At 68.4% G+C, this 19,359-nt stretch carries 19 protein-coding genes; 10 read left to right on the top strand and 9 right to left on the bottom strand.

Features of this window, described 5'->3' with window-relative positions; translation table 11 throughout:
• The first annotated feature begins 106 nt into the window (after positions 1–106).
• Complete coding sequence (locus tag AC0Z36_RS23385) at positions 107–1,294, top strand: hypothetical protein (protein ID WP_485464987.1); 1,188 nt, start codon at positions 107–109, stop codon at positions 1,292–1,294.
• A 34-nt stretch (positions 1,295–1,328) separates the two neighbouring features.
• On the top strand, positions 1,329–3,428 hold the full coding sequence (locus tag AC0Z36_RS23380; RefSeq protein ID WP_485464986.1) for a beta-propeller domain-containing protein: 2,100 nt from the start codon (positions 1,329–1,331) through the stop codon (positions 3,426–3,428).
• 52 nt (positions 3,429–3,480) lie between these two features.
• On the opposite strand, the gene AC0Z36_RS23375 is transcribed toward AC0Z36_RS23380, so the two are convergent.
• Positions 3,481–3,963 carry a GNAT family N-acetyltransferase gene (locus AC0Z36_RS23375; RefSeq protein ID WP_485464985.1) on the bottom strand — a complete coding sequence of 161 codons (483 nt, stop codon included), beginning with the start codon at positions 3,961–3,963 and terminating at the stop codon, positions 3,481–3,483.
• On the bottom strand, positions 3,960–5,168 hold the full coding sequence (locus AC0Z36_RS23370) for an LLM class flavin-dependent oxidoreductase (protein ID WP_485464984.1): 1,209 nt from the start codon (positions 5,166–5,168) through the stop codon (positions 3,960–3,962). Before AC0Z36_RS23370 ends, AC0Z36_RS23375 begins: the two co-directional genes overlap by 4 nt.
• 473 nt (positions 5,169–5,641) lie before the next feature.
• Between AC0Z36_RS23370 and AC0Z36_RS23365 the strand changes: the two genes are divergently transcribed.
• The 5 genes from AC0Z36_RS23365 to AC0Z36_RS23345 all read left to right on the top strand — a co-directional run bounded on the left by AC0Z36_RS23365 (position 5,642) and on the right by AC0Z36_RS23345 (position 10,861).
• Positions 5,642–6,607, top strand: coding sequence for an amino acid ABC transporter permease (locus AC0Z36_RS23365; protein ID WP_485464983.1), 966 nt, complete (start codon positions 5,642–5,644; stop codon positions 6,605–6,607).
• On the top strand, positions 6,604–7,482 hold the full coding sequence (locus tag AC0Z36_RS23360) for an amino acid ABC transporter ATP-binding protein (RefSeq protein WP_485464982.1): 879 nt from the start codon (positions 6,604–6,606) through the stop codon (positions 7,480–7,482). Before AC0Z36_RS23365 ends, AC0Z36_RS23360 begins: the two co-directional genes overlap by 4 nt.
• Complete coding sequence (locus AC0Z36_RS23355) at positions 7,479–8,414, top strand: ABC transporter substrate-binding protein (RefSeq protein WP_485464981.1); 936 nt, start codon at positions 7,479–7,481, stop codon at positions 8,412–8,414. The genes AC0Z36_RS23360 and AC0Z36_RS23355 overlap by 4 nt, the downstream gene beginning before the upstream one ends.
• On the top strand, positions 8,411–10,333 hold the full coding sequence (locus tag AC0Z36_RS23350) for an FAD/NAD(P)-binding protein (RefSeq protein ID WP_485464980.1): 1,923 nt from the start codon (positions 8,411–8,413) through the stop codon (positions 10,331–10,333). The genes AC0Z36_RS23355 and AC0Z36_RS23350 overlap by 4 nt, the downstream gene beginning before the upstream one ends.
• A gap of 66 nt (positions 10,334–10,399) precedes the next feature.
• Positions 10,400–10,861, top strand: coding sequence for a MaoC family dehydratase (locus tag AC0Z36_RS23345; protein ID WP_485464979.1), 462 nt, complete (start codon positions 10,400–10,402; stop codon positions 10,859–10,861).
• Positions 10,862–10,919: 58 nt separating this feature from the next.
• Here the strand turns inward: AC0Z36_RS23345 and AC0Z36_RS23340 are convergent, their stop codons facing one another.
• The 3 genes from AC0Z36_RS23340 to AC0Z36_RS23330 form a co-directional block, all read right to left on the bottom strand.
• Complete coding sequence (locus AC0Z36_RS23340) at positions 10,920–11,114, bottom strand: DUF2304 domain-containing protein (RefSeq protein ID WP_485464978.1); 195 nt, start codon at positions 11,112–11,114, stop codon at positions 10,920–10,922.
• Between the two features lie 279 nt (positions 11,115–11,393).
• The gene (gene ung / locus AC0Z36_RS23335; protein ID WP_485464977.1) at positions 11,394–12,086 is read right to left on the bottom strand and encodes a uracil-DNA glycosylase; all 693 of its coding nucleotides are present in this window, start codon (positions 12,084–12,086) and stop codon (positions 11,394–11,396) included.
• 171 nt (positions 12,087–12,257) lie between these two features.
• Positions 12,258–12,818 (bottom strand): DoxX family protein, encoded by a 561-nt coding sequence (locus tag AC0Z36_RS23330; protein WP_485464976.1) that lies wholly within the window; start codon positions 12,816–12,818, stop codon positions 12,258–12,260.
• 452 nt (positions 12,819–13,270) lie between these two features.
• Here AC0Z36_RS23330 and AC0Z36_RS23325 point away from each other — a divergent pair, with 452 nt between their 5' ends.
• Both AC0Z36_RS23325 and AC0Z36_RS23320 read left to right on the top strand, forming a co-directional pair.
• Positions 13,271–13,549 (top strand): hypothetical protein, encoded by a 279-nt coding sequence (locus AC0Z36_RS23325; RefSeq protein WP_485464975.1) that lies wholly within the window; start codon positions 13,271–13,273, stop codon positions 13,547–13,549.
• Positions 13,546–13,824: a type II toxin-antitoxin system RelE family toxin gene (locus AC0Z36_RS23320; protein WP_485464974.1), complete on the top strand. Its 279-nt coding sequence runs from the start codon at positions 13,546–13,548 to the stop codon at positions 13,822–13,824. The genes AC0Z36_RS23325 and AC0Z36_RS23320 overlap by 4 nt, the downstream gene beginning before the upstream one ends.
• A 194-nt stretch (positions 13,825–14,018) precedes the next feature.
• Here AC0Z36_RS23320 and AC0Z36_RS23315 read toward each other — a convergent pair whose 3' ends face one another.
• The gene (locus tag AC0Z36_RS23315; protein ID WP_485464973.1) at positions 14,019–14,801 is read right to left on the bottom strand and encodes an ABC transporter ATP-binding protein; all 783 of its coding nucleotides are present in this window, start codon (positions 14,799–14,801) and stop codon (positions 14,019–14,021) included.
• 309 nt (positions 14,802–15,110) lie between these two features.
• Between AC0Z36_RS23315 and AC0Z36_RS23310 the strand changes: the two genes are divergently transcribed.
• Positions 15,111–16,568 (top strand): MFS transporter, encoded by a 1,458-nt coding sequence (locus tag AC0Z36_RS23310; RefSeq protein WP_485464972.1) that lies wholly within the window; start codon positions 15,111–15,113, stop codon positions 16,566–16,568.
• 11 nt (positions 16,569–16,579) lie between these two features.
• Here AC0Z36_RS23310 and AC0Z36_RS23305 read toward each other — a convergent pair whose 3' ends face one another.
• The 3 genes from AC0Z36_RS23305 to AC0Z36_RS23295 all read right to left on the bottom strand — a co-directional run bounded on the left by AC0Z36_RS23305 (position 16,580) and on the right by AC0Z36_RS23295 (position 18,924).
• Positions 16,580–17,587 carry an RNA polymerase sigma factor SigF gene (locus AC0Z36_RS23305; RefSeq protein WP_485464971.1) on the bottom strand — a complete coding sequence of 336 codons (1,008 nt, stop codon included), beginning with the start codon at positions 17,585–17,587 and terminating at the stop codon, positions 16,580–16,582.
• 165 nt (positions 17,588–17,752) lie between these two features.
• A complete protein-coding gene (locus tag AC0Z36_RS23300) occupies positions 17,753–17,893 on the bottom strand; it encodes a hypothetical protein (RefSeq protein ID WP_485464970.1) in 141 nt (46 codons plus the stop codon).
• The gene (locus AC0Z36_RS23295) at positions 17,890–18,924 is read right to left on the bottom strand and encodes an RNA polymerase sigma factor SigF (RefSeq protein WP_485464969.1); all 1,035 of its coding nucleotides are present in this window, start codon (positions 18,922–18,924) and stop codon (positions 17,890–17,892) included. Before AC0Z36_RS23295 ends, AC0Z36_RS23300 begins: the two co-directional genes overlap by 4 nt.
• Positions 18,925–19,359: the final 435 nt, after the last annotated feature.

The following is a 19,359-nucleotide window of genomic DNA, read 5'->3' as shown; positions in this document are numbered from 1 at the left end:
GCCTTTCGGGTGCCATGACAGCCGGTCAGCTCTGCCACTATGCTGCCGCGTCTTGTCAGTGTTGCCCGTGTGATGTGTGCGTACGCAGGGAAGAGGACAGTTCCCCTTGAGTCACCAGTCCTGGCCGGGCGGTCCGCCCGCGCACCAGCCCGCGCCCGTCCGGCCACGCCGTGACCTGCGACGATTCTTCTCCGGCCCGAAGAAGGTCGCCGAGAAGCACTTCGCGCCACGCTTCCGGCTGGCGCCGCAGGACACGGTCCTGGAGCAGGCCCGCCTGTGGCGCACGTGGCTGGGCATCGCCTCGATCGTCGGGGTCGCCGTGATGTACGGCGTCGCCGAGGACGCGGTGAACGACCAGGTGTCGCGGGTGTTCCTTCCGCTCATCATCGCGGTCTTCGTGTGTCCGCTGTGCATCGTCCTGTTCATCGCCATGGCCCGGTCGGACGTGCGCCGGGAGACGATGCGCAGCATGGGCCACCCGCTGCGGTCGATGGGGGTCTTCTTCGGCTCCGCGCTGCTCGGCTTCGGGATCCTCGCGGGTGCCGCCGCGCTCATGCCGAACGCCAATCCCCTGATCGCGACGCCCGCTCTGCTTGTGGTCCTGGTCGTCGGCATCTGGTCGATGTCGTTCTGGTGGCGGGCGACGCTGCTGATCCCCCGGCACCTGTTCCGGGCGGCGGACGGGCACCTGCTGCTGCCGACGGTGTTGGCGCCGGTCCTGGCGTGGACGGCCTCGCTGGGCGACCTGACCTCACTGGGCAAGGACTCGCCGATCCCCACGGCAGTGCGCCTCGCGGTGTCGCTGGGCGGCCCGGTGAGCGTCACCGCGCTCGCGGTGTGGGAGGGCCACCGGGTCAGGAAGATGTACGGGGTGACCTTCCGCGGCAGCCCGATCCCGCTGCGGCGGCCGGTTCCGGCCGCGCCGGTGTTCAACCCGGCGTCCGGCGCCGTGCCGATGTACTCGGCCTCGCCGTTCGCCCCGCCGTTCCCGCAGCCGTTCCCGCAGCCGTTCCCGCAGCCGGGCAACTTCGCGGGCCCGGTCTATCAGGGCTACACCGGTCCCGTCCGGAGGCCCTTCCCGCACCTGCCGCACGCCATCGCGACCTTCTTCTGCCTCTTCTGGGGCATCGGCTACTTCGTGAGTTACCAGGTGTGGAAGTCCCGGCAGCAGACACAGGTGTACGGCCAGCAGTACTACGCCCCGCAGTTCCCTCAGCAGTACGCCCCGCCGCCGTACCAGCCCCAGCAGCAACAGCACCCCTGGCAACAGCAACAGCCGCCGCAGAACTGGTAGGGAACCCGTTCGGCCGTCGCGGCGTCACACGGCCATGCGAAGCGATGACAGCAAGGGACGTGGCCGGCGCCGGACGGCCCGGGGGCACGCCGCGGTGCTCGTGGCGGCGGGGCTGTTCGCAGTCACCGCGTGCTCCCAGGGTTCGGGTCCGGACGATCCGGTACAGCGGCGACAGCCTGACAACAACAGTGCGGTACAGGTCGCGCCGCGCAGCGGGAAGCTGATGGACCTCGCGGCCTTCGACTCCTGCGGGACGCTGCTCGGCGACTTCAAGAAGGCCGCGTTGCTGCGCCTGGCCGCCGGCCGGATATCCGGCGGCCAGTTCATGGAGGACGCCCCCAAGGGCGGCACCGCGCAGGACATGCGGGTTCCCGCCGCCGCACCGGGTGCCGCCGGGCCGCAGACCGGGGCCGACCGGAAGGCTCCGGCGCAGGAGCACTCCACAACCAACGTCCAGGAGAAGGACGTCGACGAGCCCGATCTGGTGAAGACCGACGGGCGGCGGATTGTGACGGTTGGCCATGACCGGCTCCAGGTAGTGGACGCCGCCGCACGCCGGGTCACCGGGACGGCCGAACTGCCGCACTCCGGGAGGGTTTCCGGGATGTTCCTGGCGGGCGACCGGGCGCTGGTGGTCCTGGAGTCCGGCGGTACCGTCTACTCCGACATGCCGGGCCCCGGGTCTGTGCCGGGCTCCGGCTCTGCACCGGGCTCCGGCTTTGTACCGCCGTCCAGTTCCGTACGCTCACAGCTTCTGCTGGTCGACCTCTCGGCCGCACCCAGGGTGCTGGGCACCCTCGCCGTCGACGGCGGTTACGTGGACGCCCGGATGGTCGGGAGCACGGCCAGGGTGGTCGTCAACTCCGCGCCGCGCGGGCCGAAGCCAGTCGACCGGTCGACGTCGCAGGACGAACTCGTGCGTAAGTCGAAGCAGGCAATCGAGCGGACGACCATCGACGACTGGCTGCCCTCCTATTCGCTCACCAACGGTGACAAGTCCAACAGCGGTCGGCTCCTCGACTGCGACCGGATCAGCCGTCCGGCGCTCGAGCCGGGCGCGGAGGGCTACTCCGCGCAGTCGTTGATGAGCATCCTGTCGTTCGACCTCACGCGGGACCTCGACAAGGGTGACCCGGTGTCAGTTTCCACCGACGCGGACGCCGTGTACGGATCGGCCACGAACCTTTACGTGGCGGCGCGTTACGACCAGAGCGGTGTCACCAAGCGCGGTGGATCCTGGCGTCCGCAGACGCGGACCGCCGTCTACCGATTCGACATCAGCGGTACGGGCACCCCCCGGCACACGGCTACCGGCGATGTCGCGGGTTCACTGCTCAACCAGTATTCGATGAGCGAGTACGACGGCCGTCTGCGGATCGCGACGACACTCGACCCCGCGTACAGCGGCGGTTCCCGCGACTTCACGGCCTCGCCCGTGCCGCCGGGCGCTCCCCGGATCATGCCCCCGTCGCCGGCGGCCACGGAGAGCGTGGTGACCGTCCTGGAACCGCGGGGTGGTGAACTCGTCGAGACCGGCCGGGTCGCCGGCCTGGGCCGGGGAGAGAAGATCTATGCCGTACGGTTCACCGGCCCCGTCGGCTATGTGGTCACGTTCCGGCAGACCGACCCGCTGTACACCCTGGACCTGCGGGACCCCAAGGCCCCGAAGGTCGTCGGCGAGCTGAAGATCAACGGCTATTCGGCGTACCTGCACCCGGTCGGCGACGGTTCGAAGCTGATCGGTGTGGGCCAGGACGCCACGGACAGCGGGCGGCGACTGGGCACCCAGGTCTCCCTGTTCGACACCGCCGACCTACGGGATCCGCAGCGGCTCGCGCAGTACGCGCTGCCGGGCGGGCAGTCCGAGGCGGAGACCGACCCGCACGCGTTCCTGTATTGGGAGAAGGACGGCACGCTGGTCGTGCCGGTGCGCGCCACGGGAAATTCGTACGCGATCGTCCTCCGGCTGCACGGGGCGTCGCTGACGCAGGCCGGCACGGTGACGCACCCGGGTGGTGCGGAGATCCGCCGGTCGCTGGTGATCGGCACCGACTTGTGGACGCTGTCGGACGACGGGCTGACGGCCACCCCGCTGGGCGACCTGGCGCACGGCACCTGGGTGCCCTTCGCGTAGAGAAACCGGGCGTTCCGCTCCCGCCAGGTGGCAGCGGAACGCCCGGTGTCCGTCAGAGGTCCTTTTCGAAGGCCAGGAATCCGATCGTCTCCGGGTCGGCTTCCACGTCGAACAGGGCCCGGTATCCGAGCTTCAGGTAGAGCCCCTTCGCCTCCGGCTGCCGGGGCCCGGTGGTGAGGTAGACCTTCCCGTACCCCTGGCGGACGGCCTCCTCCTCGAGGGCTGTCACCACGACCGCGCCCAGGCCGCGCCGCCGGTGCGCCGAGTGGGTCCAGATCCGCTTCAGTTCGGCGGTGTCGTCCGCGTAGCGGCGGAACGCGCCCCCGGCGACCGAGGAGCCCTCTTCTTCGAGGATCAGCAGCACCCCGCCGTGCTCGGGGGTGAACTCGTGTGCCGGGTAACGCTCGACCTCGGTGGCCGCGTCCGCGTAGTCCGGGTAGCGCCGGGTGTACTCCTCGGTGAGTTCGTCGATCAGCGGCCGGGCGGCCGGGTCGTCGAGCGTGGCCCGGCGCGGGGCGGCTGTCGTGTCGGTCATGCGTCCACCTTGTCCCGGGCGCCCTGCTTTTCGGACGCCGCTTTGTCGAGCACGGCCTTGTCGAGCACGGCCTTGTCGAGCACGGCCTTGTCGAGCACGGCCTTGTCGAGCACGGCCTTGTCGCGCTTGGCGACCTCTTCGCGGACGATCGGGATGACGTACCGGCCGAAGTCGATGGCGTCGTCGAGCAGGTCGTAGCCGCGTGCCGAGAGGATATCCACGCCCAGGTCGTAGTAGTCGAGGAGGGCTTGGGCGACCGTCTCGGGGGTGCCGACGAGCGCGGTGGAGTTGCCCTGGCCGCCGGTGGCCTTGGCGGTCGGCGTCCACAGCGCGCGGTCGTGCAGTTCCCCCTGCGCCGCCGCTTCCAGGAGCCGCTGCGAGCCGGTGTTCTGCGGCTTGTCGGTGAAGCGCTCGCGGATGAGCCGCCCGCCGGACGCCTTCCTGGCCTCGATGCGGTCGAGCGTGCGGTGCGCCTTCTCCCACGCGAGGTCCTCGGTAGCCCCGAGGATGGGCCGGAAGGCGACCTGGACGCGCAGCCGTTCAGTCCGGCCGAACTGCCTTCCGAGGGCCTGGATGCGGTCGATCTGCTCTTTGGTGCGGTCCAGCGGCTCGCCCCACAGGCAGTAGATGTCCGCCTCCTGAGCGCCGACTTCGTACGCGGCCTGCGAAGAGCCGCCGAACGAGATGCGCGGTCCGGACGGCTGGACGGGGAACGAGTCGAGCGCGAAGTCCTCGAAGCGGTAGTGCTCGCCGTTGTGGTCGAACGGATCCTTGCTCGCCCAGGCCCGCTTGAGGATCTGGATGTACTCGCGGGTGCGCCCGTACCGCTCGTCCTTGGTCAGGTAGTCGCCTTCACGCTGCTGGTCGCGGTCGTTGCCGCCCGTTATGAAGTGCAGCGTGAGCCGGCCGTCGCTGATCGTGTCGAGCGAGGCGAAGGTCTTGGCGGCGAAGGTCGGGTAGGACACGTTCGGCCGGTGGGCGAGCAGGATCTGAAGTTTGTCGGTGTGCGCCGCGACGAAGGCGGCGACCTGCCCCGGGTCTGGCGTGTTCGAGGCGTACGCGAACAGGACCCGGTCCCAGCCGTGGTCCTCGTGAGCGCGGGCCAGGCGCAGGGTGTAGTCCTTGTTGAAACTGGCGGTGCCAGTACGCGGGTTGGTCTCAGTGGCGTCGTTGGTGGCGCCCATTCCAAGGAATTCGACTGGCATGGTTCAGCCCTTTTCTCTGCGTGGTCGACGGGTGGGGGTGAGGGTGTACAGGGGGCGGGGTCTGGTCCGGGGAGCGGCGGCGGGAACGGCCTGATCGGGTGTCAGGGGGAAATCCGTGGCCGGCCGACGGTGTCGCGTCAACCCGGACAGGACGCCGACCACACCCGGCCGAAGTCGATGTGGTCACGTGTAACCAGAGGCAGGAAAGGGGGCACGGAGTCTGTCTATCCGGGGCTCACAAGCCCGGTCAACAGTTTCCGTGTAGACGACAAGAAACTGAAAACCGTACGACAAGCCCTTGCAACAACTGGAAACAACTAGACACATCCGGCAACAAATGTTGACGGACGTGGTCCTTGTCCGGCTTCATTGGTCGCAGCAGGTCATGTCCGGACACCTTGCGGCGCGGGAAACGCCGAAGAGTCCCTCCTGATCCGCCTGAGGGTGTGCGCCGCTTCCATAAGGACGCACCCATGACACTCGCTCCACCCGCGCCGGCACCGGTGCGTGATCCTTTTCAGCACAAGCCCGAACTCCTTGAGCCCGAAGCCCCGTTGCCGGTGGTACCACTGCGGCACCTCGGCCGGAAGGCGACCGCCGGGTTCCTCCTGGCGCTGCTCGGCCTGACGCTCTACTCACTCGCCAACAACAAGGCCGTGCAGTGGGACATCGTCGCCGGGTGGTTCACCGCCGAGTCCGTCCTGCGCGGCCTCTACACAACGCTGTGGCTGACGGCCGTGTGCACCGCGCTCGGCTTCATCCTTGGCGCCGTACTCGCCGTCCTGCGCCTGTCCGGGAACCCGGTGCTGTCCGGGATCGCCTGGGGTTACATCTGGATCTTCCGGTCCACTCCCCTGCTCGTTCAGCTGCTGTTCTGGTTCAACATCGGCGCGCTGTACCCGAAGCTGTCGATCGGCATCCCGTTCGGCCCGGAGTTCGCTTCGGCGGACGCCCGCAACCTGATCTCCTCCACCACCGCGGCGATCATCGGCCTGACCCTGCACGAGGCCGCGTACGCGGCTGAGATCGTGCGCGGCGGTGTCCTGTCGGTGGACGCCGGGCAGACTGAGGCGGCGCAGGCCCTGGGCCTGTCTAAGGCGCGCATCCTGCGCCGGATCGTGCTGCCGCAAGCCATGCGGACGATCGTGCCGCCGGCCGGGAACCTGCTGATCGGGGCACTGAAGGGCACCTCGATCGTGAGTGTGGTGGCCGTCGGCGACCTGCTCTACAGCGTGCAGCTGGTCTACAACCGGACGTACGAAGTCATTCCGCTGCTCATGGTGGCGAGTGTCTGGTACGTCGTGATCACCTCGATCCTGACTGTCGGTCAGTACTACGTGGAGCGCCACTACGCCCGGGGTTCGGCGCGGAAACTGCCGCCGACGCCGCTGCAACGCCTCCGCGGCCGATTCCAGTCCCGTACGGAAGTGACGCCATGACAACAGCACTTGATACTGTGCCGGATCTGACCGTGCCGGATCCGACCCCGCCGGATCTGACCGGGCCGGCTCGACAGGTCCCGGCGGTCCGCCTGCGCGGAATCCGGAAGTCCTTCGACGGCACACCCGTGCTGCGCGGCATCGACCTGGACGTCGCGTCCGGCGAAGTGGTGTGCGTGATCGGCCCGTCCGGGTCAGGGAAGTCGACGCTCCTGCGCTGCGTCAACCGCCTGGAGACGGTGGACTCCGGCACGGTCCGGGTGGGCGGGGACCTGATCGGCTACCAGCAGCGCGGCGACAAGCTCTACGAACTGCCGCCCCGTCAGATCGCGCGGCAGCGCGCGGCCGTCGGGATGGTGTTCCAGAACTTCCATCTCTTCCCGCACCTGACCGTGCTGGAGAACATCGTCGAAGCGCCGGTTTCCGTACGGGGCCTCCCGCGCGCCGAGGCCGCCGACAAGGCGCGCGCGCTGATCGCCCGGGTCGGCCTGGCCGGCCGGGAGGACGCGTACCCCCGCCAGCTGTCCGGCGGGCAGCAGCAACGCATCGCCATCGCGCGGGCGTTGGCGATGGAGCCGCAGGTCCTGCTCTTCGACGAGCCGACCAGCGCGCTCGACCCCGAGTTGGTGGGTGAGGTCCTGTCCGTGATGAAGGACCTGGCCGCCGACGGGATGACGATGATCGTCGTCACCCACGAGATGGGCTTCGCCCGCGAGGCCGCCGACACCGTGGTGTTCCTGGACGACGGCGCGGTCGTCGAATCAGGGCCGCCCTCCCGGGTGCTGACGTCCCCTCAGCACCCCCGGACCCGCGCCTTCCTGGACCGGGTCCTGACAGCCAAACATGTATCAACCCCGAATGAGGATCTCCGATGAACCGCCGCACCAGAGCATTCTCCGTCGCAGTCCCGCTGCTCGCGCTCGCGTTGAGCGCCTGCGGGCACGCCGACCCGAAGGCCCCGGGTACGGCGGCGCAGCCCGCGGCGGCGGCCTCGGACGCGCCCGGCCTGGCGGCGGCGGTGACCACTGACCCGGCGATCGCCGCGCTGCTCCCCGAGGCCGTCCGCAAGGCCGGCTCCCTGCGCTTCGGCAACATCAACATCGCGTTGCCGTTCTCGGCCGCGCCGGTGGGCAGCACCAAGCTGGCCGGGGTCGAGGTGGACCTGCGGGACGCGGTGGCAAAGGTGTTGGGGGTGAAGGTCGACCAGGAGATCGCCTCGTTCGACGCGATCCTGCCGGCCGTCTCGTCGGGAAAGTACGACGTGGGCCAGGGCAACTTCGGTGTCACCGAAGCGCGTAAGGCCGGCTACGACTTCACGACGTACTACAAGGACGGGTTCGGGTTCGCCGCGAAGGCCGGCTCAACGCAAGCGCCCGTCAAGGACATCGTCGACCTGTGCGGGAAGAAGCTCGGCACCGGCGTGGGTACGAGTTTCATCGCGCTCCTGAATGACCGTCAGGACGTGTGCTCCAAGGCGGGTAAGCCCGCGTACAGCGTGACGACGTTCCCCGACTCGGCGTCGTGGCTGCTGGCGATCGACCAGGGCCGGATCGACCTGGAGGTGTCGACCGCGATCGGCCTGCGCTACGCGGCGAAGGAGAACACCGGGAAGATCGCGTTTGTGGGCGGGCTGTTCGAGGAGAGCGTCGGGTTCGTGACCCGCAAGGGGTCCGGTCTGGAGGTCGCGTTGAACAAGGCCGTACAGAAGCTGATCGACGACGGTACGTACGGGAAGATCCTCACCGCCTGGGGCCTGGCCGACGCCGCGCTGCCGACTTCGCAGATCAACCCGCCGGGTCTGCGGTGAGCGCCTACCGGGTGGCGATCGTGGGCGCCGGGCCGCGCGGTGTGGGTGTGCTTGAGCGGCTGGTCGCGAACTACTCCGCGGTCGCCGGCGGACGGCCGGTCGAGGTGCACCTGGTCGATCCGTACGCGCCCGGCGGTGGCCGGGTGTGGCGGCGCACGCAGTCGGCGCACCTGCGGATGAACTCGATGGCGCAGGACGTCACGATGTTCACCGACGACGCGGTACGGATGGACGGCCCCGTGGTCCCCGGCCCGTCGTTGGCGCAGTGGGCCGGGCAGTACCGGGTGCACGACGCCGGTCCCGACGGAGGGCGCACGCCGCTGCTCGGGACCGACTTCCCGACCCGGCGGGCACAGGCCGGCTACCTGGAGTGGTTCTATCGCCGGATCACCGGTGACCTGCCGCGCGGGTTGACCGTACGCACGCATTGCGCGCAAGCCACGGACCTGCGGGACGGTCCCGACGGGCGGCAGCTGCTGACTCTCGACACCGGTGTCCTGGCGGTCGACTCGGTTGTCCTGGCACAGGGCCATCTGGACGCCGACCCGGCCGGGGAGGACGCCTGGCACGCGGCGTTCGCCGAGCGGCACAAGCTGTTCCACCTGCCGCCGGCGTACACGGCCGACGTGGACCTGTCCGGGATCGAGCCCGGCGACAAGGTGATCGTGCGCGGCTTCGGCCTGGCGTTCGTGGACCTGATGGCCCTGCTGACGCAGGGCAGGGGCGGCCGGTACGAGGCACTCCCCCAGGGTGGTCTGCGGTATGTGCCGTCCGGCCTTGAGCCCGTTCTTTACGTGGGTTCGCGACGCGGAGTGCCGTACCACTCGAAGACCGCCTATCCGTTGCAGGGCGCGAAGCCGGACCTGCCGCGGTTCTTCACCCGCACGTCGATCGGTTCGCTGCTGGCTTCGTTGGAAGGCCCGGTGGAGTTCCGTCGGGACGTGTGGCCGCTGATCGCCAAGGAGGTCGGCTGGGGCTACTACTTCGAGCTGCTGACCGCCCACCCCGAGCGGGTGTCGGTCGGCTTCGAGGAGTTCAGCAGCCGGTATTCGGCCGCCGGGTGGGACAGCGACGAGCTGCGTCACCTTGTCGACACGACGGTCACCGATCCGGCGGACCGGCTCGACTTCGCCCGCCTGGACCGCCCCCTGGACGGGGTGGAGTTCACCGACCAGGAGCACGTCCAGCAACGGCTCCGCACGTACATCGCGGCCGACGCGGCCCGCCGTTCGGACCCCGCGTTCAGCGCGGACCTGGGCGCGTTCACCGCTCTCCTTTCGGTGTTCGGGCACCTGCCGTTCCTGATGGCGTCCGGGCGGCTCGACCAGGGTTCGCTCGTCCGGGAGTTCGACGGCTGGTTCTTCGGCTTCTTCAGTTCCCTGGCGTCCGGGCCCCCCGGGTTCCGGCTTGAGGAGCTGCTGGCCCTGTCGCACGCCGGTGTGGTCCGCTTCCTCGGCGCGGACATCCGGGTGACGGCCGACGCCGGGCGCGGCCTGTTCACCGCGGGTTCGGCGTCCGCGCCCGGTGAGGTGGAGGCGACCGCGCTGGTGGAGGCGCGACTGCCGTCCGCGTCGGTGCGGCGCACCCGGGACCCGCTCCTGCGGGCCCTGCACCGCCGCGGCGAGGCGGCGGAGGAAGTCCTGACCGGCTGCGACGGGCAGCGGCACGAGACGGGCAGGCTGCGGGTCTCCGCCACGGACGGCCGGCTGGTCGACCAGGCCGGGGAGCCGCATCCGCGGCGGTACGCGCTGGGCAGTCATACGACCGTCCGTACGGCGGCGGCCTTCGCCCGGCCCACTACCGATTCGGGCGCGGCCCGGGGGAACGACACGGTGGCGCGGGACATCCTGCGGGCGGCTTCGGCGCTTCCTGTTGATGTTTCGGTGCCGGACGGGGAGCTTATGAGAACCGTCACCTGACGCACCATCATCTCAGTGCCGGTTGCTATACAGGGCTGCTCGGAACATCTACTCGGGAGACCTGACATGACCGCCGCCACCGTGTTCACCGACCTGCAGCAGATCAAGGACGCCGAGGGTTCCCACCTCGGCTACAGCGACTGGCTGGAGATCACCCAGGAGCGGATCGACGCGTTCGCTGAGGCGACCGGGGACCACCAGTGGATCCACGTGGACCCGGTCAAGGCCGCGGACGGCCCGTTCGGCACGACGATCGCGCACGGTTATCTCACGCTGGCGCTGTCGAACCTGTTCCTGCCGCAGATCCTTGAGGTGCGGAACATCTCGATGGGCGTGAACTACGGCATGGAGAAGGTGCGCTTCCCGTCGCCGATCCGGGTGGGCGCGCGGATCCGCGGCGGGGCGCAGCTGGTGTCGGTCGCCGACATCGCCGGCGGCGTACAGGTGGTCAACCGGATCACGGTAGAGATCGACGGGGAGGCGAAGCCGGGCTGCGTGATCGACTCGGTGACGCGCTACCTGGCCTGAGGCTTCCGGCACAGAAGCGGGGGTACGCCGTTCGGCGTGCCCCCGCTTCTTGTCGTTCTCAGAAGTTCAGGTTGCTCAACAGGCTCGCGAAGCTGTTTCCGCTGGACCGGACGCTGGGGGCGATGCTCGTGCCGGCCAGGTAGAAGCCGAGCAGGCAGCACACGATGGCGTGCCAGATCTTCATCCCGCCCTTGCGGATGAAGAGAAACACGATCACGCTCAGAAGGACGACGGTTGAGACGGACAGGGCCATTTTTCGGCTCCTCGAACAGTGCGCGCGGCGCGCCGGGGGACATGGACGGAACGTACGCGCCGGGATCCGCGCGCTGCGCTGGCCGGGCGAGGACCGTCACATGCTGTTTTGTGACTTTGTCGACTTAGCTGCGCGATCAAGACACTAACAGAATGCATACATACAGTCGCATTTAGCGATATTGTGTGCCTGCGTGTCGCTTCTGCGTCTGATCGGAGTACGCAAAAGGGCCGTGCCGCGTTCTTCGCGGCACGGCCCCGGGCGTTGTTCCGGAGGGTGTCAGGCCAGGTTCGGGATCTGCCAGTCGATCTCCTGGTGCCCCAGCCGCTTGAGCGCGTCGTCGATCTGCGAGAACGGCTTGGAGCCGAAGAACAACTTCGCCGACAGCGGGGACGGGTGCGCACCTTCCACGATCACGTGGCGGGTGGTGTCGATGAGGGCGCCCTTCTTCTTCGCGTAGGCACCCCACAGGACAAACACGACGGGCTTCTCCCGGTCGCTGATCGCCTTGATGACAGCGTCGGTGAAAGCCTCCCAGCCCTGCTTCTTGTGCGAGGCCGCCTCGTGCGCGCGCACCGTCAGCACCGCGTTGAGCAGCAGCACGCCCTGCTCGGCCCACGGCATGAGATAGCCGTTGTCGGGGATGGTCGTCCCGATGTCAGCGGCCATCTCCTTGTAGATGTTGCGCAGTGACGGCGGTGTCTTGATCCCCGGGCGCACCGAGAAGCACATGCCGTGCGCCTGGTTGTCGTCGTGGTACGGGTCCTGACCGAGGATGACGACCTCGATGTCGTCGTACGGGGTCTGCTTGAGCGCGGCGAACGTCTCGTCCTGCGGCGGGAAGACCTGCTGTTCGGCCCGCTCGGCGGTGACGAAGGCGTCCAGTTTCGCGAAGTACGGCTTTTCCGTCTCCGCCTTCAGGACGTTCTGCCAGGACTCGGGGATGAGTCCACCCAGCACGGTCTCCACCACAGTTACCTCCACGACGCACGTTTTTTGGTGATTCAGTTCTTGGTGCTGCGTTCTTCCCAGTGACGCGGGGTCAAACGTAGTAGGCCCGTCCGACACGTATGTCGGACGGGCCTACTTGCTACGGATGCGTACGGATGCGTACGGATGCGTACGGATGCGATCAGGCTGCGATCAGGCTGCGATCGTCTCTTCTTCCTTCTTCTCCGGCTTGTAGCAGAGCTTGAGCAGCAACGCGGCGTTGGCCACGCCCAGTCCCGCGGCGACGAGCGCCGGCTTGAGGCCGCCGGTGGACTTGCGGCCGACGAGGTTGTCGAGCGAGTAGCGGCCGTTGCCGAGGGCGGCGAGCGCGACGGCGGAACCGCCGACGATCGCGCAGTACTCCCAGCCGCCCTTGAACACGAAGTAGCCCTTGCCCCGGTGGTCGGTGCGCGCGGCGACGGCCATCAGGCCGACGGTGGCGGCGGCCGGGAACGGGTTGGCCGCGCCGACGACCAGACCGGCGCCGGCTGCCATCTCCGTACCGGCCGCGAGCTTGGCGTGCAGGTCGGCGGGCTTGAGGCCGAGCGACTCGAACCACCCGGTGGTGCCTTCGAGCCCACCGGGACCGGCGACCTTGTTGTAGCCGTGCGCGAACAGCATCGTCCCGAGGGCGGTCCGCAGTACGAGCGCCGCGACGTCCGTCCCCGTAGCCGCCGCTACGGCCGCCGCCTTGTTCTTCTTCCTGCCGAACATTGCCACTCCATCCATTGCCCTGCCGGGGCTTGACTCTCCGTCACATTTCAACTGTCAACTTACCGGAGGAGGTGGGGGGATCCGGGTAGGTCGTGGTGAAGGTCATTGCGGGGTGGGGGGCGATCACTCTCGGGGAGGCGTCGCGACGCTTGCTCTGCAGCAGACTCGTGCTGTCCTACATGGCGGTGGGATCCCTCCAGGGACGCTCCGCAACCTCCGCTGGCGGACCTCAGGAAATGACGGTCATCTCGTTGCGATCCCTCCGGGGACGCTCCGCGACCTGAGAGTAAAGCCGCAGGTCAGGGTACTGATCGAATCACCTCCCGAACCTCCCTGCCGACACTACGCCCATGCGGTCCAGTCGATTCGCCTAATCGTTCAACCAGACCTGACAACACTCAGTCAAGTACGCCACTCTGGACAACTACGCCAACTTGGCGGACACTAAACTTATGACTGCCGAACCCCTGGAACTCCCCGTCAACGAAGCCCGGGATCACTTCTCGGATGCAGTGAACCGCGCGGTGTTCGCCGGCGAGGTCACCTACGTCACCCGTGGTCGCAACCGGATCCGGGCCGCAGCGATCGTGCCGGCGGGCATGGTCGAAGCCTACGAAGCGCTGCTGGAGCAGGAGGACGCACGGATTGCCACCGAGCGTCTGACCGATATCGAGACCGGCCACGTGGTGCCGCTGTCCGCGAAGGATGTCGCTCGAGAGCTAGGCCTGTGACCACACCCTCTCCGATGTACAGCGTTTCCTACGATCCGCGCGCGGTAAAGGAGTTGGCCAAGATCGACAAGCCGACTGCCCGCCGAATCCACGCGGCAGCACTCGCTCTCGGCCAGGACCCACGCCCGTCCGGCTGCAAGAAGCTCAGCGGCCACAAGGAGCTCTGGCGGATCCGCGTCGGGGACCATCGCATCGTGTACACCGTGAACGACGGTGTCCTGACGGTTCTGGTGCTGCGCGTCGCGAACCGGCGCGAGGTCTACCGGCAGCTCTGAACCAGGTTCCGGGCCCCAGCACAAGACGCTGTTACCGCGCTTGGTTGCGATCCCTGGAGGGATCGCAACGTGGTGTAGGTCTGCGGGACCAGGGCGTGGCCGAAGTCGCGGGGGTTCCCTGGAGGGATCGCAACGGGTTGTAGCCAGTCGCCGCGCTCTCCAAGTCCTGGGTCGCAGAGGCTCCCTAAAGGGATCTACACCCCCACAACCCCCCGCGGCACCACCACCGGCACCCCATCCCCCGGTGCCCGCAGCACGTCCGCCTCCACGTCGTACAACTCCCGTACCAGCTCAGCCGTTACGATCTCGCGCGGCGCACCACTGGCCACCACCCGGCCGTCGCGCATCGCCACCAGCACATCCGCGTAGCGCGCGGCTGACACCAGGTCATGCAGCACCATGACAACAGTCCGGCCGCCGGCCGCGACCTGGCGTACCAGCCCTAGGACCTCCACCGCGTGGCCCATGTCCAGCGCCGAAGTGGGCTCGTCGAGCAGCATCACGGGTGTCTGCTGGGCGATCACCATCGCCACCCAGCACCGCTGCCGCTGGCCGCCGGACAGCTGGTCGAGGCGGCGGTCGGCGAGTTCCAGAGCGCCGGTGGCCTTGAGTGCTTCCGTACAGACGTCTTCGTCTTCCCTTGACCACTGCCGGAACAGGCCCTGGTGGGGGTGTCGGCCGTACCGGACAAGGCCCTCGACGGTGACGCCCTCAGGCGCCTGCGGGTTCTGCGGCAACAGGGCGATGCGGTGCGCCGCCTCACGGGGCTTCAGTTTCCAGATGTCGGCATCGCCGACGCGCACGGAACCGGACAGTGGCTTGTGCAGCCGGGCGACGGCGCGGAGCAGGGTCGACTTGCCGCAGCCGTTGGGGCCGACGATCGCCACCACCTGGCCGGGCGCGATACGCAGGTCGACGCCGTCCACGGCGGTGTGGCCCGGGTAACCCGCGCGCAGGTTCTCCACCAGCAGTTCCATCGGTCCAGCGCCTCCGCGGAGTCGGGTGTGGCCAAGCGTGCGCGACCAGCACCGCACAATCTAGATTAGGTGAGGCTAACCTAACTAAATTGACTCTTGCGCAGACCCCCCAGCCGATCCCTAATGGGTTGTAGCTCACAACCGATTCATCATGTAGTTGACACAAGCAACCAATAGGATCCGAACGCCCGCGAGACAAGGCGGGGAGCAAGGCAGGGAACACGGCGCCGGTACGGCGTGGGCAAGAGGGGGCCTGACTCAGTGTCAGCAGCGGAGCGTACGTCCACACCCGACGCGGAAGCGCCACACGTGGCAGCCAGACCGGGCGCCGTCATCGCGGTACTCGCCATGTGCGGCATCGTCGTGTCGGTCATGCAGACACTGGTCGTCCCGATCATCGTCCACCTGCCCGATCTTCTGCACACGTCCGCGTCCAACGCCTCCTGGGTGATCACCGCGACGCTTCTCGCCTCCGCCATCGCCACGCCGGTCATGGGCCGGGTCGGTGACATGTTCGGCAAGCGCCGGGTCGTGCTGGTCTGCCTGACGCTGCTGATCATCGGCTCCGTGCTGTGCGCGCTCACCAGCTCGATCGTCCCGGTGGTCATCGGCCGCGCGCTCCAGGGCACCGCGATGGGTGTCATCCCGCTGGGCATCGCCATCATGCGGGACGAACTCCCGCCCGCGAAGCTCCAGTCCGCCATCGCGGTGATGAGCGCGTCCATGGGAATCGGCGGCGCGCTCGGCCTGCCGGTCTCGGCCTGGCTCGCCCAACAGACCGACTGGCACGCCATGTTCTGGATGTCGGGCGGCCTCGGCGTAGTGAGCCTGGTCCTTGTGATGCTGTTCGTACCGGAGTCGCCGGTGCGCACACCGGGCCGCTTCGACTTCCCGGGCGCGGTGATGCTGAGCGCAGGTCTGCTGTCCTTCCTGCTCCCCATCTCCAAGGGCGGTGACTGGGGCTGGGGTTCTACGAAGACCGTCGGCCTGTTCGTCGCGTCGCTGGTGATCCTGCTCGGCTGGGGCTGGTTCGAACTGAGGCAGAGTCAGCCGCTGGTGGACCTGCGGGTGTCCGCCCGGCCGCAGGTGCTGCTGACCAACGCGGCGACCGTAGTTGTCGGGTTCGCGATGTATGCGATGAACCTCGTGATGCCGCAGATCCTTCAGCTTCCGTCGTCGACCGGGTACGGCCTGGGGAAGTCGATGGTGGTCGCCGGTCTGTGCATGGCGCCCGGCGGTATCGCGATGATGTTGGTCTCGCCGCTGTCCGCGCGCCTCTCCCAGGCCCGGGGGCCGAAAGTCTCGCTGGTCACCGGCATCACGGTCATCGCGTTCGGCTACGGGCTCGCGCCGTGGATGATGGACTCCGTGTGGAAGGTGACCACCATCGGCGTGGTCATCTGCGTCGGGATCGCCTTCGCGTACGGTTCGATGCCGTCCCTCATCATGCAGGCCGTGCCGATCAGCGAGACAGGTTCGGCCAACGGCCTCAACTCACTGATGCGCGCGATCGGTACGTCGACTTCGGCGGCGGTGGCCAGTGCGATCCTGGCGAACATGACGCTGACGATGGGCGGTCGCGAACTGCCTTCGCTGGACGGCTTCAAGACCGTGTTGTGGGTCGGCGCCGGGGCTGCGGTGCTCGGCATCCTGCTGTCCCTGCTGATCCCGGCGAAGCACCAGAGGGTGCCGGCGGCGCTGCCCGGGCAGCCGGTCAAGCAGCCGGATTCCGTGGCTACCGGCTCTTTGGAGAACGCGAAGTCGTAAGGAACACAAACTCAAACGGTGACCCCGCGCCCGGTGTCGGAGAACGCCAGCAAGGACTTGCGGAGTCCGGCGAGCGTACGGGAGAGCAACCGCGAAACGTGCATCTGTGAGATTCCAAGACGCTCGCCGATCTGCGCCTGGGTCATGTCGCCGGTGAAGCGCATCGCCAGGATCGAGCGTTCCCGCGGGGACAGTCCGGCGATCAGCGGCCTGAGGGATTCGGTGTACTCGACCAGGTCCAGCTGGGGGTCTTCGGCACCCATCCGGTCCCCGAGGGTGACAGTCGCGTCCTCGTCGCTGAAGGCGTTCTCATCCAGCGAGGCGGCGGTGTAGGCGGAGCAGGCCTCCAGCCCCTCGGTCACCTTGTCCTCCGGGATCTCCAGCGTGTGCGCCAGCTCGGCGGGGGTCGGCGCGCGGCCCAGGTCGGCGGTCAGCCGGTCGGTCTCGCGCATCAGCTCCGCACGCAGTTCCCGCAGCCTGCGCGGCACCCGGACCGACCACGAGGTGTCCCGGAAGAAGCGTTTGATCTCCCCGGCGATGGTGGGCATCGCGTACGCCAGGAATCCCGTCTCGCGGGTGGTGTCGTACCGGTCGATCGCCTTGATCAGCCCGATCGTGCCGACCTGGAGGATGTCCTCCATGGGCTCCACCCGCCGCCGGTAGCGCCCGGCCGCATGCCGGACCAGCGGCATGTTGAGCTGCACCAGGCAGCCCCGCACATGACTGTGCGCGGCGCTTCCGGGGTCCAGGACGCTCAGTCGGCGCAGCATCTGTTCGCCGAGGTCGCGGGCGTCCAGCGGGGCGATGCCGTCCATGAGCTCGGGACGGGCGAGGGCTGCGTCGAGGTCGGGCACGGGGCGGTGGCGGACGGATCCGTCACTCCGGTTCCGGCGGGCCCGGAGCGTACGCCGCTGTTGCCCGCGGGCGGGTTCACCGTCGGGTGCGGCGGCTCCGCCGGGCGCCTGTTCAGGTGCCCGGAGGGTGGTGCGTTCGCGAAGGCTGCTGCCGTGGAAAGTCATGGGAATCCCTTGCCTGCAGGCGCGTATTCTGCGTTGCACCTCGCGCCTGCTCCGGCTCCGGGCGGTGAAACCTCCCGGGTGGTGGCTCTTCACTTCTGTATCACTGACACACAAAAGACCGGGGAGGCCGCGGGGCCTCCCCGGTCAACGCTGCCGTGGAACCGGTCAGGTGTTCTCCGTGCCCCGTTTGGTCAGGGCGCCGCGCATCCGGTCGACCAGGCCGGCGCCCGGGTTGGGCAGCTTGCTGACCGTCGGGTTGTCCGGGGACGTCGGGTGCGGGCGGGCGGGCGCGGCCGCCCGGGTCATTCCGGGATCATCAGCCGTTCCCGCAGCGCGACCAGCGTGCGGGCCAGGAGCCGGGACACGTGCATCTGCGAGATGCCGATGCGGTCGCCGATCTGCGCCTGGGTGAGGTTGCCGTAGAACCGCATGACGAGGATCGCCCGTTCGCGGGTGGGCAGCTCGGCGAGCAGCGGGCGCAGCGCCTCGCGGTATTCGACCAGGTCGAGGGCGTGGTCCTCGCAGCCGATCCGGTCGCCGACGGTCTCCTGGCCGTCCGCGTCGCCGTACGCGGTCTCGTCGAGGGACGTGGCGGTGTAGACGGTGCAGGCGTCGAGTCCTTCGAGGACTTCGACTTCGGTGAGGCCGAGGCGTTCGGCCAGTTCGAGGGGTGTGGGGCTGCGGCCCGCGAGGGCGGTCAGTTCGTCGGTGGCGCGCAGCAGTTCGGTGCGCAGTTCCCGCAGTCTGCGCGGAACCCGGACCGACCAGGAGGTGTCGCGGAAGAAGCGTTTGATCTCGCCGATGATCGTCGGCATGGCGTAGGCCATGAAGCTGCTGCCGCGGTCGGCTTCGTACCGGTCGATGGCCTTGATCAGGCCGATGGTGCCGACCTGGACGATGTCCTCGACGGGTTCGCCGCGGCGGCGGTAGCGGGCGGCGGCGTGCCGGACCATGGGGAGGTTCAGTTCGACGAGCAGGCCGCGGATGTAGGAGTGCGTGGCGGTGCCGGGTTCCAGGGTGGCGAGGCGGGCGAGCAGGGCGTCTCCGCAGGCACGGGCCATGGGAGTCGGCAGCCGGTGGAGCAGCTGCGGGTAGGCGAGGAGTTCGTCCACGTCGACTTCGATGACGACCTGCGGGACCGCCTTGACCTGGTCGGGCCCGGGGCTCTCCACGTGCTGTTGCCGCTGGTCGTCGGGGGGCACCACCGCTGGCAGGACGAGGGCGGGGACGGCCGTGCGGACCGTTCCGGCGTACGTGTCCGGCTCCAGCGGTGCGCGGGACGGTTGACGGCCCGGATTCACGGTGACCGTCTCGGGGTAATCGAGGCGCACAGGCATGCGAAGTCTTCCCATCCGGAACGGACCGAACTGACCTAATTTGGTCCGTTTTATCTAGCGACGAACCGACTAACCCCGAGTGGTTGTCGAGTCTGTGTCGCACACTTGCTCGCGGCAAGCGCCCCTAGGGATGACAAGGCTTCCCCCGTATGCCCGACACGCATGCTGACGTTGGGAAACACCGCTACAACCAGACAGTTTGGCGAATGAGAAGCCATCCGTTTGGCGCAGCATGAAACCGTACAAACGAGGACAAAAAAGCAATCGGGCCCCGGGCTGGTCACTTGAAGATAAGTGACCGGCCCGGGGCCCGGCTGTGTACGACTACCTTCCCCGATGCGACTGAGCGGAGCGAAGGCGTAGGGAGGAGAACGCCCGCGCTTGGAGCCCGCGCGAAGCGACGGGCGCGAAGCGTCCCGAGCGCGACCGGAGTGT

It is taken from the genome of Kitasatospora sp. UYEF31 (genome assembly GCF_057291755.1).
Note: the sequence above shows the minus strand (reverse complement) of the source record. Positions and strands in the feature narration are given on the sequence as shown.

Coding starts and splice junctions, on each gene's coding strand:
- AC0Z36_RS23375 (WP_485464985.1), bottom strand. CDS start 3,963: ATGACCGACACGACAGCCGCCCCGCGCCGGGCCACGCTCGACGACCCG.
- AC0Z36_RS23300 (WP_485464970.1), bottom strand. CDS start 17,893: ATGACCCGGGCGGCCGCGCCCGCCCGCCCGCACCCGACGTCCCCGGAC.
- AC0Z36_RS23295 (WP_485464969.1), bottom strand. CDS start 18,924: ATGCCTGTGCGCCTCGATTACCCCGAGACGGTCACCGTGAATCCGGGC.
- AC0Z36_RS23370 (WP_485464984.1), bottom strand. CDS start 5,168: ATGCCAGTCGAATTCCTTGGAATGGGCGCCACCAACGACGCCACTGAG.
- AC0Z36_RS23365 (WP_485464983.1), top strand. CDS start 5,642: ATGACACTCGCTCCACCCGCGCCGGCACCGGTGCGTGATCCTTTTCAG.
- AC0Z36_RS23355 (WP_485464981.1), top strand. CDS start 7,479: ATGAACCGCCGCACCAGAGCATTCTCCGTCGCAGTCCCGCTGCTCGCG.
- AC0Z36_RS23340 (WP_485464978.1), bottom strand. CDS start 11,114: ATGGCCCTGTCCGTCTCAACCGTCGTCCTTCTGAGCGTGATCGTGTTT.
- AC0Z36_RS23345 (WP_485464979.1), top strand. CDS start 10,400: ATGACCGCCGCCACCGTGTTCACCGACCTGCAGCAGATCAAGGACGCC.
- AC0Z36_RS23305 (WP_485464971.1), bottom strand. CDS start 17,587: ATGACTTTCCACGGCAGCAGCCTTCGCGAACGCACCACCCTCCGGGCA.
- AC0Z36_RS23360 (WP_485464982.1), top strand. CDS start 6,604: ATGACAACAGCACTTGATACTGTGCCGGATCTGACCGTGCCGGATCCG.
- AC0Z36_RS23330 (WP_485464976.1), bottom strand. CDS start 12,818: ATGTTCGGCAGGAAGAAGAACAAGGCGGCGGCCGTAGCGGCGGCTACG.
- AC0Z36_RS23325 (WP_485464975.1), top strand. CDS start 13,271: ATGACTGCCGAACCCCTGGAACTCCCCGTCAACGAAGCCCGGGATCAC.
- AC0Z36_RS23315 (WP_485464973.1), bottom strand. CDS start 14,801: ATGGAACTGCTGGTGGAGAACCTGCGCGCGGGTTACCCGGGCCACACC.
- AC0Z36_RS23380 (WP_485464986.1), top strand. CDS start 1,329: ATGCGAAGCGATGACAGCAAGGGACGTGGCCGGCGCCGGACGGCCCGG.